Origin of the sequence: Bradyrhizobium sp. AUGA SZCCT0105 (assembly GCF_018129565.1) — a bacterium.
GTDB lineage: Bacteria > Pseudomonadota > Alphaproteobacteria > Rhizobiales > Xanthobacteraceae > Bradyrhizobium.
Map to the genome: position 1 here is coordinate 63799 of NZ_JAFCMK010000004.1, position 17680 is coordinate 81478.

The window sequence follows — 17680 nt, forward strand, 5'->3', positions numbered from 1 at the left end:
AGGCGAGGGCATCCGGGGTGCTACCTATAGGCTGCCGGTCGGCTTTGAGATAATGTCCTGCGCACAATGGCTGTCATGAGCGATCCGAGGGAGGACGGCGCAGCATTGACCACGACCGCGCCCCTGGCGGACGAGCCGCCGGTCGATCGAGCGGGTGCGCCTCGACTGCTGATCGTCGAGGACCACCCGCTGTTCCGTGCTGCCCTGATCGGTGTGATCAGGGCAGAGTTTCCCGACGCCGAGGTGCTGCAGGCGACCTCGATCGATGGCGCGCTCGACGTGATCGCCGCGCGCGACGGCCTCGATCTGATCCTGCTCGATCTGTCGATGCCGGGAACCACGGGCCTGCTCGGTGCCTACCGGGTGCGGGCCGCCGCGCCGCGCAGCGCGCTCGTGATCGTGTCGGCGCATGACGATTCCCGGATCATCGGCGGCGCGATCGCGCTCGGCATTTCCGGATTCATTCCGAAGTCGACGCCGAAGCTCGAGCTGGCGCGCCTGCTGCGCGGCATTCTCGAAGGCGAGGTGTGCCTGCCGACGCGCTTTCGCGATTCGGCTGCCGCACGGAAGGGCCAGGCGGACACCAAGCAACTGGTGCAGCAGCTCGGCCAGTTCACCGCGCAGCAGCTTCGCGTGCTCGACATGATCTGCCACGGCCTGCAGAACAAGCACATCGCCTATCAGCTCGATATCTCGGTCACCACCGTCAAGGTGCATGTCTCCGAGATCCTGCGGAAGCTCGGTGTGCGCAGCCGGACCGAGGCCATCATCGCGCTGTCGAAACTGGATTTCGGCAAGCACGACCATGCGCCGGTGACGGCCTCGCCGCCGTCGCACGGCGCCTAGAGCCCCGTTCCGATGGAATCGGAACGGGGCTCTAGGTTCTTATCTTGACGCGTTTTCTTCACGCGAACCGGTATCCACTTCGCTCGAAAACGCTCTGGTCATAACCGCGCATTCGATTCGGCCGCCAAGAGGAACGACAGCAGCGAGCGCATCTCGGCGGGCTTGATCGGCTTCTTCAGCAATTCGTGGCCAAAGGCCGAGACGTCGGAGGCGGCCTTGGCCGAGTAGTCGGCGGTCACGATGATCGCCGGAACCTTGGCATTGATTTCGCCGCGGATCACGTCGACGGCCTGGATGCCGGTCTCGCCATTGTCGAGGTGCAGGTCGGCGATGATGGCGTCGGGGATGCCGTCCAGCGCGTGGATGCGCTCGAGCGCCTCGGTCTTGGAGATCGTCACTGCGACGTCGCAGCCCCATTTCTCCAGCAGATGGGCAAGGCCCTCGGCGCTCGAGAGGTCGTTCTCGATCAGCAGGATCTTGGCGCCCTCCATGCCGCCATAGCGGTAGTCGACGCTGGCCTGCTCGCGTACTGGGATCGCAACCGGATCGAAGGTGCGGGGTACGGTGACCGAGAACACCGAGCCCTTGCCGGCGCGCGAACTCAGTCTGATGTTATGGCCGAGCAAATCGGCAAACCGGCGCACGATCGAAAGGCCGAGCCCGATGCCCGCCTTGTCGCCGGCGCCCGCGTCGCCGCGCTGAAACTCGACGAAGATGGCCTCGCGCTGGGCTTCGGGGATGCCCGGCCCGGTGTCATGCACCTCGATGCAGATGTCGTCGCCCTTGAGACGGCATCCCATCAGCACGGTGCCGCGCTGGGTGTAGCGCAGCGCATTGGCCACGAGGTTTTGCAGAATCCGGCGCAGCATCAGCGGATCGGAGCGGACCACCGCCGACGACGGCATGATCTTGAAGCTGAGGTTGCGCTTGGCCGCGGTCGCCACAAATTCCTGCTCGAGCTGCTCGAACAGCGAGGCGATTGCGACCGGACCGAATTCCGGCCTGAGCACGCCGGCATCGAGCTTCGAGATGTCGAGCAGCGTCCGCAGCATGTCTTCCAGCGTGGCCAGCGAACGGTCGATCTGGTCGGTCAGCGCGCCGTTCTTCGGCTCGCTGGCCATCTCGGTCAGCGCGGACAGCGTCAGCCGCGCCGCATTGAGCGGCTGCAACAGGTCGTGCGTCACCGAAACCAGCACCGATGATTTCAGCGAGCTTGCCGCCTCGGCCTGCTGCTTGGCCTGCAGCAGGCGTCCGTTGGTCTTTTCCAGCGATTGCAGCGCCTGCTTGAGCTGCTGGGTGCGGTCGCGCACCTGCTGATCGAGCGCGATCGCGGTCTCGAACAGGGAAAAGGCATTGAGCTGCTGGTCGGTCGAACGTTCGACGCGCGACATCAGCGCCGCGTTGATCTTGCGCAGCTTCTCGGCTTCGCGTTCGAGGGCCGCAATGCGCGTGGTCTTGCTGTCGGTCATTGCGGCGCGACAGCCCGCTTGCCGATGGCGATGCCGGTCAGCGTCTGGTTGACATGCATGGAGCGATACTGCTCGCCATAGGTCTGAAAGCCAATCACTTTGTTGCGGCGATAGAGCTCCGACATCTCCCGCGACAGCTGGCGTTGCTCGACATCGAGCCGGCGCAGCACGCATTCGAAGCCGATGAACATCGAAACCTCGCCGAGCTCCTCGGTCAACTCCTGGAGCAGGCGGCTCGTCACGTCGATCGGGTCGCGCTCGCGCGCCACTGTCAGCACCATGCCCTCGTCGATCGCGCAGAAGAACTGCAGCGACCCGTCGGGATTGGTTCGCTGGATCGACCGCGCGTAATAGGCGCCGCCGACGCGGACCAGGACCGGATGCGCGGCAAAGGAGAACAGTTCGAGCTTGCTGTCGCTGAGGCCGACGGCGCGCGAATATTCGAGCGCGGCGGGCTCGGCATTCAATTCCTTGACGATACGGTGCTCGATGTCGGCCTCGGTCACCACCATCTTGGTCGAGGTCGGCTCGAAATGGTCGCATTTGAAGGTGCGGAACGGCAGCCGGGTCCGGATCAGGATCAGGACGGCAGCGTCGGTAAAGGCTTCGCCGCCGTAGAAGATCCACGACTTCTCGAAGCGCAGGCCGTCGCCGGCGGAGCCGCCGACCACCGGAATGTCGCCGAGCGATGCGTAGATCGCCGACATGATGGTTTCCTCACGCTGGCACATGCCATCGATGAAGAGCAGCCCGAAGGAATCGTCGGTGTGATCGCAATGCTCGGTGCGTTGCGCGAATTCGCTCTGCAACTCGGTGCACATCGAGCGGCCATGATCGACCCGGAACGTCGCGAGATCGAACAGCGGCCGGGCCGCGATGACGAAATCGGCCGCGTTGAAGCCCATCGCGACGACGCTGTCCTCATCCCAGCCGCCGGGCGACAATTCGCCCGCGGTGGTGCAGCCGAAGATCGGAACGTCGCCCACCTGCCTCGACAGCTCGGCAATGAATTCCTTCGGGTCATAGAACGGCGACACGAACACCACGAGCATGGCGAGATCAGCCGCCGCCAACTGGCGCGCGATCTCGTCGGCGGCTTCCTGCGGTCCGCCGGTCTTTGCCTGCACCACGACAATACTGTCGGTGGCGCTGCCGTTCTGCTTCGCCAAAGGCGTTCTCCCTGACCAGAATTTTTTGTTTTTCTTGGCGCGGCCCGTCGTGACAGCGCGGGTCGTAAGGGCATACGGGCCATGCCGCGATTGGTTGCGGTCAGGCCCGGCGGCATCTTCTAGGTCGTGAGGGGAAATGTCATTGGCCGGGCCACTTCGCCGGCAGCTGCGCCCGCCGCAAGCGCCAACGGCGCCGCTCGACGCGATGACATGGGACACCTCCCGATGTGTTCTCCCGGCCCGGGCAGGGACAGGTTTGACCGGTTCTAAAGTATCTAGCCGGACCCGCGCGTCAATCGCCTTGCCCACCCCCCGAGCCCGACCAAGGTAGTAGCGCGCCGAATTGGCTGACCTGTTGCCCATTTACCGGGCCTTATTGATTCTGCCTTAGTTTTGCCCTCCGGGGGCTGGGGCGGGTTGCTGCCGGACCCCGCGTGGTTTTCAGAATGAAGACGGGGGTTGGAATGCCGGGACTCAAGCGATCGCTGTCGATCAGGTTCCCAACCCTCAGATTTCAAGCCAAGATCATGCTCGGCTTTGCCGTGACGCTGGCGCTGTCGGCAGCCACCATGGGCTTTGCCTATATGGGCTTCGAGCGGGTCTCCGCCGGAGTCGGCTCCTACCGCCAGAGCGTCGCGGAAGCCGACCTTGCCCGCAACATCGATCGCGAATTGATCTCCTACCGTTCGCAGGCGCGCTACTACGTCGCCACCGGCAAGGAGGACGACGCCAAGGCCGCGCTCGCCGCCGAGGCCAGCCTGAAGGACGCCATCGTGGCGTCGATGAAGGGCACCAGCAATCCGGCCCGGCTCGAGCAGGTCACCAAGCTGGAGCGTGAATTCCGCGCCTTCACCAAGATCTTTGCCGAGATCGTCCGCATCAAGGACGAGAGCGCCCAGACCGCGCAGAACAAGCTGGTCCGCAGTGCGACCTCGATGCGCTACAAGCTTGACGATCTGCCGAGTAATGCCGACGATTCCGAGCTGCAGTCGATTCAGTTCGGTGCCAAGAAGGTCGCCGACCAGCTGCAGTCGATCACCGGCGCCGTCAACACGTTCGTCGTCAACGGCGACAAGACCGTTGCCACCAGCGCGCTCGCCCGGCTGAAATTCGCCGACAATCTCGTGAAGGGGATCACCTCGAAGAACGAGCGGATCGCCCAGGGCGTGAAGGACATCACCGGGCTGCTTGAAGAGTACCGCGAGGCGCTGGCCAAGCTGATCGCGAATGCGAAGTCGATCGACGAATTGACAGTCGAGATGACGGAATCCGCAGCCGCTATCAGCCAGGGTGCGGCGGCGATGAAGTCCGACCTGCTCGCCGACCAGAAGCGGCTCGAGAACGAATCGCACTCCATGATCGGCGACACCGAGCAGCTGATCCTGATGCTTGCCGCGGGCAGCTTCGTGCTCGGGCTGGTGTGGGCCTTCCTGCTCGGCAAGGGCATTTCGCGCCCGATCGCGGCGATGTGTGCGGCGATGCGCGAGCTTGCGGCCGGCAATTTCGACGTGGTGCTGCCGGGCCTCGGCCGTCGCGACGAACTCGGCGAGATGGCGGGCGCCGTTGAGGAGTTCAAGGTCCAGGCGGTCGCCAAGGCCGAGCGCGATGCCGCGACCCAGGAAGCGCAGAACAAGGCGAGCGCGGCCGCGCGGCGCACCGAGTTGATTCGCTTCGCCGACGAATTCGAATCCGCCGTCGGCTCGATCGTCTCCAATGTGTCGGCTTCCGCCGTGCAGCTCGAATCCGCGGCAGGCACGCTGACCCGCACTGCGGAGACCACGCAGAACCTGTCGAGCCAGGTCGCCGGCGCCTCCGAGGAAGCCTCCAGCAACATGCAGTCGGTTGCTTCCGCGACCGAGGAGCTGTCGGCGTCGGTCGACGAGATCGGCCGCCGCGCCAAGGAATCCAGCCAGATCGCCGATTCTGCCGTGCGTCAGGCCGAGCAGACCGATGCCCGGATCGGCAAGCTCTCGCGCGCCGCGCAGGAGATTGGCGACGTGGTCAAGCTGATCACGGCGATCGCCGAGCAGACCAATCTCTTGGCGCTGAATGCCACCATCGAGGCTGCGCGCGCCGGCGATGCGGGCCGCGGCTTCGCGGTGGTCGCCGCCGAGGTGAAGTCGCTGGCGAGCCAGACCGCGAGAGCCACCGACGAGATCTCCACCCACATCTCGGGCATGCAGGCCGCGACGCAGGAATCGGTCGCCGCGATCAAGGAGATCGGCGGCACGATCGGGCAGATCTCCGGGATCGCGACCAACATTGCTAGCTCGGTCGAGCAACAGAGCGCGGCGACGCAGGAGATCGCGCGCAGCGTGCAGAACGTCGCGCAGGGCACCCAGGAAGCCGCTTCCAGCGTTACCCAAGTCAACCGCGGCGCCACCGAGACGGGAGTCGCCTCCGAAGAGGTGCTGAACTCGGCCCGCTCGCTGTCGGTCGAGAGCTCGCGGTTGCGCGAGGAGCTCGATCGCTTCATGGCGAACATCCGCGCGGCGTAAGCGCGCTGGTCTATCCATCATCGTCCTGGCGAACGCCAGGACCCATTACCACCAATCGTTATTGTTATACGTGCAATTCGCCGCGCGCCCATTGCCATGGCCGCGGCGTATGGGTCCTGGCTTTCGCCGGGACGACGGAACGAATTGCTTTCGCCGGGACGACAAAATCAACCCCGCTCGGATTGCTTTCAGCAATAAGGCGATTTTCCTCGCTCTCCCGCATTGCGGGAACCCTTGCCGGGCTGCGGCGTTGACATCGCGTGGCGGGCACTCCGTTTGCCGCAATCCTGGGAAAGAGAGCCTTGGAACACACCGTTCCGGGGCGTTTCTCATTGGTCCATTCTGATGACACTGCAGCGGACACAGTTGAGCTCTGCGACGACGCACGAGGCGGCGGCTCCAGTCATGCCAAATGACGACCGCATCATCGAGACCTCGATCCCGGTTCGGCTCGACAATCTCAGCTGGAGCGGCTTCCACACCCGCGTCGTGCTGGCACTCGGCATCACCTGGATTCTCGACGGGCTCGAAGTGACGCTCGCCGGTGCGCTGTCGGGCGCGCTGAAGGAGAGCCCGACGATGAGCTTTTCCAACGCCGATGTCGGGCTTGCCAGCAGCGCCTACCTCGCCGGCGCGGTGCTCGGTGCGCTCGGCTTCGGCTGGCTCACCGACCGGATCGGCCGGAAGAAGCTGTTCTTCATCACGCTCGCGCTCTATCTCTCGGCGACCGCCGCGACTGCGCTGTCGTGGAATGTCGCAAGCTACGCGCTGTTTCGCTTCCTCACCGGCGCCGGCATCGGCGGCGAATACACCGCGATCAATTCGACCATCCAGGAACTGGTCCCGGCGCGCTATCGCGGCTGGACCGATCTCGTCATCAACGGCAGCTTCTGGATCGGCGCCGCGATCGGTGCGGTGAGCGCGATCGTCCTGCTCGATCCTGCGTTGCTCGCGCCCGACCACGGCTGGCGGATCGCCTACTTCACCGGCGCGGTGCTCGGCCTCGTCGTGCTGTTGATGCGGATGTGGATTCCGGAAAGCCCGCGCTGGCTGATGATCCACGGACGCCCCGAAGAGGCCCACAGGATCGTCGCCGAGATTGAAACCTCCGTGCTCGGTCACGAACAGCCGAGCGAAGGCTTCGAGAAGATCAGGCTCCGGATGCGCGATCACACGCCGCTGCGCGAGGTCGCGGTGACGCTGTTCTCCACCTATCGGCAGCGCTCGCTGGTCGGGCTGACGCTGATGGCCGCGCAGGCATTCTTCTACAATGCGATCTTCTTCACCTTCGCGCTGATCCTGACCGATTTCTTCGGTATCGCCGCCAGCAATGTCGGCTGGTACATCCTGCCATTCGCCGCCGGCAACTTCCTCGGGCCGCTGCTGCTGGGCCACCTGTTCGACACGCTTGGCCGCCGCACCATGATCGCGCTGACCTATGGCATCTCGGGCGTGCTGCTGGCGCTGTCCGGCTATCTGTTCTCGATCGGCGTGCTCAGCGCGCAGACCCAGACCATCGCCTGGATGGTGATCTTCTTCTTCGCCTCGCCGGCGGCGAGCGCCGCCTATCTCACCGTCAGCGAGACGTTTCCGCTGGAGGTCCGCGCGCTCGCGATCGCCGTCTTCTATGCTGTCGGCACCGGCATCGGTGGCGTGATTGGGCCGGCGCTGTTCGGCGTACTGATCGATACCGGATCGCGCAACAGCGTGTTCGCCGGCTACCTGCTGGGGTCGGCACTCATGTTGGTCGCCGCAGCCGTCGCATGGCGCTATGCCGTCGCGGCCGAGCGAAAACCGCTCGAATCTGTCGCGCGACCGTTGGCATTTGTGGAGTAGACTATGACGAAGCATGAATTGGCCGGAATGCCCCTGGATGATGACATCCCCCCCAATGCGACGACCGGCAGCATGCCGGCGCCGGCATCGCTGATTCCGCCGCTGGATCGTACCGCGGTGCTCCTCGACATCGACGGCACCTTGCTCGATTTTGCGCCGACGCCGCGCGAGGTCTGGGTGCCGCCGGAACTCGCGACCACGCTGAAGCAATTGCATGATCGCACCGGCGGCGCGCTGGCGCTGGTCAGCGGCCGTTCGCTCAACGACATCGACCTGATCTTCGCGCCCGACCAGTTTCCCGCGGTCGGCGGCCATGGCGCCGAGATGCGGCTGCAGCCGGACAGCGAAGCGGTCGCCGCGCACGCGCCGCCGCTCGACAAGGAATTGAAGCGCCGCCTCGCCGCGATCGCCAAGCTCAGCCACGGCATTCTGCTCGAGGACAAGGGCTATTCGCTGGCGCTGCACTATCGGCTGGCGCCGCAGGCGGAGCGGGCGATCTATGAGGCGGTCTCGCTGATCCGCGCCGAGCTGCCGACTGCGCCGATCGAGGTGCTGCCGGGCAAGAGCGTCTGCGAGATCAAGCATTCCGGCTTCACCAAGGCGACCGGCGTGCAAGAGCTGATGATGCATGAGCCCTTCAAGGGACGCCGCCCGTTCTTCATCGGCGACGACGTCACCGACGAGACCGTGTTCGCGATCATGCCCGATTTCAACGGTCTCGCATTCTCAGTCGGCCGCCGCGCCACCGGCGTCGCCGGACATTTCGACGCGCCGAGTGATGTGCGCGAGTTTCTCGCGCAACTGCTCGACGATGATAGGGGCGTCAGCCTGTCCTAACGAGTCACATTCATCGCAGCCGAGTCGAATGCGGTGCTTTTGCGTCGTTGCGTCAACCTCGCATGAAATTTTCTTTTCGCGAGTTCCCGCGAGTTCCTTCGCGCTTCGTCAGAATTTGGTTTCATTTGGGAGATTCCTTGGTCAGGAACCATCTTGATGAATGGTTGTTAATACGCGAGTTGACCAACAGGAGGGGACCGGGTGAACCTCGTCGTCGTATCGAACCGCGTCTCGCGCGGAAAACCCAATGAACCCATGACGGGGGGGCTGGCTGCGGCATTGTTGCCGGTGGTGGAAAAGACAGGGGCAATATGGGTTGGTTCCAGCGGACGTGTTCGCGACGGGAACCACAAGGAACCTTTTGCAGAGGTCGAAGCTCTCGGCGCCGGTGCGCTGGCAATGCTCGATCTGCCGGCCGCGCACTATGGCGGCTACTACGAAGGCTTTGCCAATTCGGCGCTGTGGCCCGCGATGCATTCGCGCGCGGATCTGATCCGTGCTTCGCACGAAGACTACAAGAGCTATCGCGAAGTGAACGCGTTCATGGCGCGCGCGTTGTTGCGCTTCCGCAAGCCTGATTCCGTGTTCTGGATCCAGGACTATCATTTCCTCGCGCTCGGCGCCGAGCTGCGCGATCTCGGCGTCACGCAGCCGATCGGCTTCTTCCTGCACACGCCGTGGCCGGCGCGCGCGGTGATCGCGGGCGTGCCCAATCATCGCGAGCTGATCGAGGCGATGCTGTCCTATGATCTGATCGGTTTCCAGACCGATGAGGACTGCGAGAACTTCCTGAGCTACGTGCAGAACGATCTCGATTTGGCGGTGCGCGACGGCGTGATCAGTTCGCCGTTCGGGCACACCCGCGCTGCGGTGTTTCCGATCGGGATCGACCCCGGGAAGTTCGCGCAGCAGGCCACCAAGGCGATGATGCATCCCGACGTGACGCGGCTGCGGCGCAGCCTCAACGGCGAGAAGCTCGCGATCGGCGTCGACCGGCTCGACTATTCCAAGGGCCTCGTCAACCGCATCAAGGCGTTCGACCGTATGTGGTCGGTGCATCCGAACCTGAAGCGCTCGGTGTCGCTGCTGCAGATCGCAACGCCGTCGCGCGGTGCGATCGAGGCCTATGGCAATCTCGCGAGCGAGGTGGCGAAGCTCGTCACCGACGTCAACGGCGTGCATGGCGAGGTCGACTGGACGCCGATCCGCTATCTCAACAAGGGTTTCGGCCAGGGCGTGCTTGCAGGGCTCTACCGCACCGCGCAGGTCGGCGTGGTGACGCCGCTGCAGGACGGCATGAACCTTGTCGCCAAGGAATATGTTGCGGCCCAGAATCCGGCCGACCCCGGCGTGCTGGTGCTGTCGAAATTCGCCGGTGCCGCGAACGAGCTCGACGCCGCGTTGCTGGTCAATCCGCATGACATCGACGGCATGGCACGCACCTTGGCGACGGCGCTCGCGATGCCGCTGACCGAGCGGCGGATGCGCTGGGAAGCCATGATGGAGAAGCTCAACAGCGGCACCATCCAGCAATGGTTCGCCGATTTCATCAAGGCGCTGCAGGATACGCACAGTGCGGGTGCCGCGGCGCTGCCGGAGCCACCAAGCCTGTGGCCGCGCCGCATGGCGGATCTTGCCGCGCGATATCACTGAGCGAGCACGAGTTCGCCAGCGCACAGCGACGATGGACGCGCCAGGGCTTGCCCATCGTCGTGCATCGTTGTCTTCCGATTCAAAATGTCAAACGGCCACTCGGTGTCGTCACCCGCGCATGCGAAAGCGGGTGATCCAGTAATCCAGAGTGCTTGAGCCGAGATGTCGCGGTTTCTTCTGGGCGTCGTCCCTGCGAAAGCAGGGACCCATACTCCGCGGCCTGTGTCGTGAACGGGACTCGTCGTTCCACCGTCTTTCAACGATAACCGTCTGTGGTTATGGGTCCCTGCTTTCGCGGGGACGACGGTGAATGCGTGGCACGGCCTGTGAGATACTTCCGCGTTCTCGCGACATGATTGTCCGAGTCTTGCATCTCGTTCCGTCCTCTCTCTTGAACAGAGGGCGCAGGGAAAGCCGGGTGCCGATCGCACCCATAGGCCCCCAAGCAAAGGTCGAAAGCCGGGGGTGAAGCCGCATGCCCCCCGTGCGCAATTGCGCACCTCGGCGTGACGAGGATCGGCCGATCGATTGTGTGGCCTGATTTGCGCCGGTCTTTGACCGGCCAGCGGCCAAAATCGCGCGCCGCGGCAAGCAAGGCCGCCGGCTGCGGTTGATGTCGCCGCCAATTTACCCAATATTTTCAATCCATTGGGGAAATTTCGCGGTCCGGCCCCGCGCTCCCTTGCAAAATCCGCCTCAGCCCTTCAAGAGAGGCCGCCCGGAGAGATGGCCGAGTGGCTTAAGGCGCACGCTTGGAAAGCGTGTGTGCGGGAAACCGTACCGTGGGTTCGAATCCCACTCTCTCCGCCACTTTGCCCCCAATTTTCGTACCTCGAAACGGAGACAGGCTCGAAAACTCGGCCGTTTTCGTGAATCTTTTTGCTCTGGAGAATGCCAGCCGTATTAAAAACGAGCGGCGAATGGGGCTGGAGAACGCGTTTTTCTCCGAATCCTAGAACGTCGGGAGTTGGCACGGTACGGGATTTCGCGGAAGACAAAGCCCTCATAAGGGGCCGGTTTTGAATCTCTCTCGCTCAACCGAGAAGGAGGCGCGGCAGCTTCGGCGGCTGACGAACGCCACTCCGCTAGCCCGAATTCAAGGGCGCGATCGGCGTTCCACACGGCAGGCCACCTTAAAGACCTGTATCTGCTGATTCATAAATACATACGAAAAGACGAAGACATTGAGCGGGCAGGAAAGGGTGTTTACTCTCCGACTTTGCGCGACGATGCGCAGAATGCCCGTAATGCACTCTTAGAGTTGCTGAATAGATTGACAGGAAAAGACGCATTTTTCGCTTTGCGAGAGATCTCGGATAACCCTCCCAATGAAGAGGCGCGCGGTTGGCTGATGCGCCTCGGACGGCGGAAGGCGGAGCAGGATGCAGACTACAAGCCGTGGATCGCAAGGCAAGTTCGTGAGTTTAACGATCGCCTGGACCGAACGCCGAGAGACCATCGCGAACTGGCGGACGTCGCGGTTCTTAGGCTGCTCGATCTCAAAGATGACTTGGAGAACGGTGACACGAGCATCGCCGCGGTGTTGCAAAAGGTCGAGCGTGAGACCGAGATGAGAAATTTCATCGCCAATGATCTGCGCGGAAAGGCATTCGGTCGATATAATATCCCGCAAGAAGACGAACTCGCGGACGCGAAGCGACCTGACCTTCGATTTTATGGACCGGCTATCGCGGGCGCGGTCCCTGCCGAGCTAAAGCTTGCGGACGCTGGGTGGAGCGGGCCTGATTTCTTCGAACGTCTCGAAAATCAACTTGCCGGCGATTATCTCCGCGACGCTCATTCTAGCCGAGGTATCTTCGTCCTCGTTCATCGAGGTCATAAACAAACTTGGCAGCATCCGGAGACGCTGGAGGCGTTGAATTTTCATAAATTGGTTATGTCTTTGCAGACGCATTGGACAAAGATCGCGCCAAAGTACCCTAGCGTGGATGATATCACAGTCATCGGCATCGATTTGACCAAGCGATTCAAACCGACGATGGGAGATAATGCGGTGGAGGTCTAGCGGCGTTGCGAAATGCGTAGCGGCCCTTGGCGGAATATTCCATAACATCCGATGGGCGAACGCTCGTATCGATTCAAAGTTGTGAATGCGGCTTTCACTCAGACGCCAAATCTGACCCACGATGGTGTGAGCACTCGCCTCTAGGCCGCCAAAGCAAATCGACGACAGTGCTCAAGATAAGCTGCTTCGTGAGACGCAACCAAGGAGACGACGCTGCTCCAGAGCCAGCTTGGCGCGTCCAGCGACTTGCTCTTGGATCCAGCGAGCGTTCGAAGCCATTGCTTTCGCTCTGCACCGTCCATCTGGCGTCCATGTGCCTTGCCCACGACTGTCGCTAGATACTTAGCAACATCCTCCGCTTCGTCTTGAGCCATAGAATCGAAATCGAATTTCAAATCTTGCGGCAGTAGCTCTCGAATGAATACCGAGCGGTTGCCGATACTGCCGGCCACCATCCGTTCTCCCAGGTTTGGCGAAAGATTTCTTGCTCCCTCGACGACTCGGTCGCCATTCGACTTGGGCATTCGAACCTTCTTGTACCGCGGAGCCGATGCCGTCACCGCTTCCTTGATATCCATCAACGCGTATTCGGCTGACCGGCCTGATCCGACTTTGACCAAAACGGCGTAGCGCAAAAGCCCAAGCGAGCTGCAGCCCTTTATCCAGTAAGCAGCATCGGCGACTTTGAGTCGGCAATCATCCTTGCGCGATTTGAGCGCTGTGATCAGATGCTGAAGGGGGCTAGTTGCAAACAGCTTCTTGATTCGTTGGCGTTCCAAGTCCGATATCGAAAGAAACTTTTTGCCTAGCGGGATCGTGGGTTTTGTGTTTCGGATCCGCTCTTCAGCGAGATGCTTCCAAGTGCGCCGGGCTGACTGCCGCACCACCAGGCGAATTGTTTTCGGCATGTCGCGCAAATCGTCTTCTGTACGAAGCGCCTCCTCATAGCCTGCGATCATTGCCTCCATCATCTTGGCCGCGGTGACGCCGGGTAGGTTGGAGCCCCGCGAGGCTGTCGTGAGCGACAAAGCTAGGCGGATCAGGTCGTGAGACGGATTGCCAATCACGGTCTGGTCAAGATCACGTATCTGTACTCGGATCTTTCCATCTGCGTCCGCCAGCGGCCCCAAATTGCCTGCGTGACAATCGCCGCAGATCCAGACCGGCGGCCCCTCTGGCAAAGTGCCTGGTCGTTGAGCGTCTAGCCACTCATAGAACTTGACGGTGCTTCCGCGAACATAAGCGTGCGCTGAGCGTGCCATCTTCAGCGTTTGTTGTGTTTTTAGAATGCCTTGCCGCGTTGAATCCAGATTGCTCACCAGACCTCCCGCACAGTCCGAAATCGGGTTCCGGCAAGTGGAACCTCATGAGCGCCCTAAAGTTCCGCGGGTTTAAAGATACCGCAGGCGTTATCTCGGCCTACGGCCCCGCGGGGCGGTGGCAAACGTTAGCCCAAGAACTTTAGCTCGGAGCCGCACCGCGGCTTCACTTCGGTTCATCTCCACGGCAACCTCGGCGGCATAACGACCTTCAGCGATGAGTTTTGCAGAGTGCCGTCTTCAGCGGGATCCCAGGGTCGGTTCTTCGGCATCGTGATGCAAGTCAGTCTTTGAGGCCAATTCGTACTGGTGAGCCTTCTCCAGCAGAGCGTCTCTGATCGGACCGGGCGGAAGAAGAGCGGCCTGTCTTCGTGCTTCGCGTGCACATTCAGAGGTGACTTCTTGCTCTTTCGTCATGGCTCGCCTCCAGCTCCTTGCGGACGGCCGCAGCAGAATTCCCGACTTTGTCGACCGCCTTGCGAAGCTCTTCCTTTGAGACACCGAGCGCACGAGCCCAGCATTTCATTTGATCAGGCGTATGCAGATCGATTTTTGAGCGCTCGAATTGATCTTTCTTTGTAAGGCGGTCCATTTTCGAATAACTCGGGCTCGGGCGCTACGTTCCTAACTAGGAACTGGCCGCCTTTCCTGTGTTTACCGTTCAAGATTTCCACATGGCAAAAGCCGCATGGAAATACCCGGGGTCCGCGCAAAGCTAACCCCAAGTATAATGCCGTACGCGGCAGTCCTTGACCGATAGGGCAAGCAGCGTCGGTCGCTCGCGACCGCAGACACTCTGACAGGCGTCATCAGCCTCAAGATAAAAAGACCGAAGGCGTCGATCGCGAGCAAAACGTAGCCGGGGATCATCCCGCCGCGGCTGGTCAAACGGCTTACCTTGCAACCGCCGCAAGAAGACCGCGCGGCGCTAGTTCTTGCTGCGCGGGGCCTGCTCGAACACCCCGCTCACATCCGGCTCCTCAATGCCTGAATCAATGTCGTCCGAGCTGTTGCATGCGCACCTCATGCCCGCGCCACACTTGCTCCCACGCGGATCTTTCGTCCACGCCAAATGCGGATGGTTTTCGCAATCCCAGCCCAGACCCTCGCAGATCGGACAATTGGGATTGATCATGCCGCGAGTAGGCGCTTGTAGCGCCGATATGCGTCGATGGTATGGTTCGCTAGCATCAGTGGCCGATGCTCACCAGTCCGCGCCAGGTCCTCGATGTTTCGAAGAAGAAAGCGGCTCGCGTCGCCAGGATCTGTGATTTCGCCGGAGCGCTCAAGGTAGTCCCATGCGATCTGAATCGACTCCTCCACGAGGATTGGCAACGGCTCACTCATAGCAGCCAAGAACAGACGTCGATCTCGATGGTTCCTCTTGCAAATTTCGTCGGCTCGCGGGCGCATTATCTACCCCTGCCGGAAAACTTAGCGTGCCATCGGGCAACGCCGCGAATGGCGCCCCGGGGAATTGACCCGCCTATGCCTGTATTGTCCTATTCCTGACTGTTGCCGAACGTGCAATATCGGATCATGAAAGCAAGAAACCGAAGTCTGCTCATTTTTCTTGTAACCGTTGTGGGTGTTGGTTGGCTGATCGGCGCAACGAACTTGCCGGGCGCATGGTACGCTGCGCTGGAGAAGCCGTCATTCAATCCTCCAAATTGGGTGTTCGCGCCAGCCTGGACCATTCTGTATGTGATGATCGCAATCTCTGGATGGAGCACCTACTCACAGGAGACTAATGGCCTCGCCTCGCAGGTTTGGCTCGGACAGATGGCACTTAATTTTCTTTGGTCTCCCATCGTCTTCCGATTGCACAATCTGGCTATGGGACTTTCGGTCATCGTTCTGCTGCTGGGTCTGATACTGCTTTTTATAGTCCTGCAATGGCAGGCCAATCGGCTCGCTGCGCGTTTATTTATCCCCTACGCGGCCTGGGTGGCGTTTGCGTCGCTCTTAAACTTCTCTCTGTACCGCCTAAACTGATCGTGGCAACTTTGTCGCACGCGAGTCTGAAAAAGCCAGCACGTGACGCCGACCAGCGCACGCCTCAGACAGGTGGCGATCATCGGAAACAGTGCACGATTGCATCGCATAATGAGGTTCGGGGTTTCCAAAGGAGCCGACGGATGTAAGTTAGCAGCGTGCTCACACGCCCGGGACCGGCGGCATGCGGCGGACACTACTGATCAACCCCTTTAATCTGCTCGCAGAAACACCTAGCCAGCGCGCGGATCCGGCTCATAGATACACGCCCGTGTGCGGAGGTTGCGGTTCAGATGACATTGTTTGTCACGCGACCATCCAATGGAGCAATGAGTCCCAAGATTGGCAATTGACGAGCACTTTTGGTCAACCTGCGCATTGCAATCGCTGCAAATCGTCGTGCAGCATAGAATGGCTCTCGTCTAGCTAGCCACTCGCCGTCATTTGTTGCAAGAGAGCTTCTTGCCGATCCCACTCGACTGGAAGCGACTTGAGCAAAGTTGCCAGGTCAAGCCCAACGGGTTGTTGGCCGTTGAGAATCGCTTCTGTGAGCGTTGGCGAGAGTAGCGTCAGCCGGAGCACACGGCAGAGGTAGGATTCGTTGATTTTCTCAGCCTTTGCCAAGTCGCGGACTGAAGTAAATAGATTTGACTCGAGCATGCCGCGCCATCGATGGGCGCGAACGAGCGCCTTGACCATGGTGCTGTCGACGCGCGCTGGGGTCGGCGACCACGGCGATGAGTCGGCCGGGGTAACGACGCACTTGCGGCCTCCCTGTCGGCGCAGCGAAATCGGTATGCTCACCACAATGGTGCGGCCATCACGGCTCAATTTGGGGCGGCTGGGCGCGCCGATGGTAATGGGAGTTGGGCGGGTCATTCGGCAGCTTGAAGGACTGGCTGTGTGCTGAGTTGGTTAGTTAGTGAGGTTAGGCCGTCAACCTTGAGCGTGATGTCTAGCTTGTCCGCCCCAAGATCGGCGCGCTCTACGAGCAGCTCAACGATGCGAGCTTGCTCTGCTGGAAACAGCTCGTTCCATAGCTCGTCAAACCCGAGGAGCGCGTCGCGGACATCGTTCTCAGTAACGTCCTTGTGCTGCTTTCGCGCCGCACGCCAAGTCTGAACGATGACTTCAGGGGATTGGAGCAGAAGGCGAACCTGATCGACGACGATTCGTTCGATCTCGGCAGCCGGCCCCATTCTGACCGGGCAGTCGGACCTGCCCTGCTTCAGAGCTGTCTGGCTGATGTAGTAGCGGTAGAGCCGGCCGGATTTCCGTGTGTTGGTTGGCGTCATGGCTGCCCCGTCAGGAGCAAAGAGGAGGCCTCTCAGCAGTGCTGGCGATCGCGCACGAGCGTTGTTTGCTCGCTTGCGGGGGCTCTCCTTTAAGATGCCGTGGACCTGGTCCCACAGCTTGCGATCGATAATCGCTTCGTGCTCGCCGGGATACGACGTACCCTTATGCACCGCTTCCCCGATATAAACCCGGTTGTGGAGGATCTTGTATAGGACCCCTTTGTCGAGCACGTGTCCATATCGGTTCTTCGCGCCGGCGGCGACGAGTTCGCGAGCCAGCAGCGTTGCCGACTTAAGTTGGACAAATCGTCGAAAGATCGACCGCACGCGTTCAGCATCTTGCTGGTGGATGAGTAGCTTGCGATCGTGGACCTCGTAGCCGAGGGATGTCCAGCCTCCCATCCATTTGCCACGCTTACGGGACGCCGCAACCTTGTCGCGGATGCGCTCGCCGATCACTTCTCGCTCGAACTGCGCAAACGTGATCAGGATGTTCAGCGCCATCACGACCAACTTCTCGATGAACTCGGATCTCACGAATCTGAACTCGAAAATCTCAAAGCGGACCTTCCAACACCTGATGGGAATGCGCGTATCGCGCAGCTAGAGGCTGAACTCCCGAGCCTTCGGAAGAGAGTCGTGGATGCTTATCTCGCTCTAAGCCATAGCAATTTCAGGTCAAAGGCCTAGGCAATCTACCTCCGCTGCTTCTAGGCAGTCTGGAGCCTGACTTAAGT

13 protein-coding genes and 1 tRNA gene are annotated in these 17680 nt (G+C 61.4%); 8 read left to right on the forward strand and 6 right to left on the reverse strand.

From position 1 onward, the window contains the following. Nucleotides 1–75 precede the first annotated feature (75 nt). On the forward strand, nt 76–846 hold the full coding sequence (locus JQ573_RS19945) for a response regulator transcription factor (RefSeq protein ID WP_249132025.1): 771 nt from the start codon (nt 76–78) through the stop codon (nt 844–846). Nucleotides 847–944: 98 nt separating this feature from the next. Here the strand turns inward: JQ573_RS19945 and JQ573_RS19950 are convergent, their stop codons facing one another. After that, a complete protein-coding gene (locus tag JQ573_RS19950; protein WP_212316594.1) occupies nt 945–2315 on the reverse strand; it encodes a hybrid sensor histidine kinase/response regulator in 1371 nt (456 codons plus the stop codon). Continuing rightward, nucleotides 2312–3484 (reverse strand): FIST N-terminal domain-containing protein, encoded by a 1173-nt coding sequence (locus JQ573_RS19955; protein ID WP_212316595.1) that lies wholly within the window; start codon nt 3482–3484, stop codon nt 2312–2314. Before JQ573_RS19955 ends, JQ573_RS19950 begins: the two co-directional genes overlap by 4 nt. A gap of 464 nt (nt 3485–3948) precedes the next feature. Between JQ573_RS19955 and JQ573_RS19960 the strand changes: the two genes are divergently transcribed. From JQ573_RS19960 to JQ573_RS19985, 6 genes are all read left to right on the forward strand, one after another. Beyond that, nucleotides 3949–5982 (forward strand): methyl-accepting chemotaxis protein, encoded by a 2034-nt coding sequence (locus JQ573_RS19960; protein ID WP_212316596.1) that lies wholly within the window; start codon nt 3949–3951, stop codon nt 5980–5982. Between the two features lie 405 nt (nt 5983–6387). Further along, nucleotides 6388–7818, forward strand: a complete 1431-nt coding sequence (locus tag JQ573_RS19965) for an MFS transporter (protein WP_212316597.1) — start codon at nt 6388–6390, stop codon at nt 7816–7818. A 3-nt stretch (nt 7819–7821) separates the two neighbouring features. Then, on the forward strand, nt 7822–8655 hold the full coding sequence (otsB, locus tag JQ573_RS19970; RefSeq protein WP_212316598.1) for a trehalose-phosphatase: 834 nt from the start codon (nt 7822–7824) through the stop codon (nt 8653–8655). Between the two features lie 201 nt (nt 8656–8856). Then, nucleotides 8857–10308 (forward strand): trehalose-6-phosphate synthase, encoded by a 1452-nt coding sequence (locus JQ573_RS19975; RefSeq protein WP_212316601.1) that lies wholly within the window; start codon nt 8857–8859, stop codon nt 10306–10308. A gap of 720 nt (nt 10309–11028) precedes the next feature. Then, nucleotides 11029–11118 (forward strand) — tRNA-Ser (locus JQ573_RS19980). 409 nt (nt 11119–11527) lie between these two features. Beyond that, on the forward strand, nt 11528–12334 hold the full coding sequence (locus JQ573_RS19985; RefSeq protein WP_212316602.1) for a hypothetical protein: 807 nt from the start codon (nt 11528–11530) through the stop codon (nt 12332–12334). Between the two features lie 140 nt (nt 12335–12474). On the opposite strand, the gene JQ573_RS19990 is transcribed toward JQ573_RS19985, so the two are convergent. Then, the gene (locus tag JQ573_RS19990) at nt 12475–13653 is read right to left on the reverse strand and encodes a DUF2252 family protein (protein ID WP_312011544.1); all 1179 of its coding nucleotides are present in this window, start codon (nt 13651–13653) and stop codon (nt 12475–12477) included. Between the two features lie 388 nt (nt 13654–14041). Further along, entirely contained in the window at nt 14042–14245 is a 204-nt protein-coding gene (locus JQ573_RS19995) for a DUF3606 domain-containing protein (protein ID WP_212316603.1), read from the reverse strand. Nucleotides 14246–15192: 947 nt separating this feature from the next. On the opposite strand from JQ573_RS19995, the gene JQ573_RS20000 reads away from it, so the two are divergent. Then, entirely contained in the window at nt 15193–15648 is a 456-nt protein-coding gene (locus JQ573_RS20000; protein WP_212316604.1) for a TspO/MBR family protein, read from the forward strand. Nucleotides 15649–16074: 426 nt separating this feature from the next. On the opposite strand, the gene JQ573_RS20005 is transcribed toward JQ573_RS20000, so the two are convergent. Next, a complete protein-coding gene (locus JQ573_RS20005) occupies nt 16075–16527 on the reverse strand; it encodes a hypothetical protein (RefSeq protein WP_212316605.1) in 453 nt (150 codons plus the stop codon). Next, nucleotides 16524–17447: a recombinase family protein gene (locus tag JQ573_RS20010; RefSeq protein WP_249132029.1), complete on the reverse strand. Its 924-nt coding sequence runs from the start codon at nt 17445–17447 to the stop codon at nt 16524–16526. The genes JQ573_RS20005 and JQ573_RS20010 overlap by 4 nt, the downstream gene beginning before the upstream one ends. Nucleotides 17448–17680 lie beyond the last annotated feature (233 nt).

Excerpts from the sequence above, each read along its gene's own strand:
- JQ573_RS20000 (WP_212316604.1), top strand. The coding sequence starts at position 15,193 with ATGAAAGCAAGAAACCGAAGTCTGCTCATTTTTCTTGTAACCGTTGTG.
- JQ573_RS19950 (WP_212316594.1), bottom strand. The coding sequence starts at position 2,315 with ATGACCGACAGCAAGACCACGCGCATTGCGGCCCTCGAACGCGAAGCC.
- JQ573_RS19995 (WP_212316603.1), bottom strand. The coding sequence starts at position 14,245 with ATGGACCGCCTTACAAAGAAAGATCAATTCGAGCGCTCAAAAATCGAT.
- otsB (WP_212316598.1), top strand. The coding sequence starts at position 7,822 with ATGACGAAGCATGAATTGGCCGGAATGCCCCTGGATGATGACATCCCC.
- JQ573_RS20010 (WP_249132029.1), bottom strand. The coding sequence starts at position 17,447 with ATGGCGCTGAACATCCTGATCACGTTTGCGCAGTTCGAGCGAGAAGTG.
- JQ573_RS19960 (WP_212316596.1), top strand. The coding sequence starts at position 3,949 with ATGCCGGGACTCAAGCGATCGCTGTCGATCAGGTTCCCAACCCTCAGA.
- JQ573_RS19945 (WP_249132025.1), top strand. The coding sequence starts at position 76 with ATGAGCGATCCGAGGGAGGACGGCGCAGCATTGACCACGACCGCGCCC.
- JQ573_RS19965 (WP_212316597.1), top strand. The coding sequence starts at position 6,388 with ATGCCAAATGACGACCGCATCATCGAGACCTCGATCCCGGTTCGGCTC.
- JQ573_RS20005 (WP_212316605.1), bottom strand. The coding sequence starts at position 16,527 with ATGACCCGCCCAACTCCCATTACCATCGGCGCGCCCAGCCGCCCCAAA.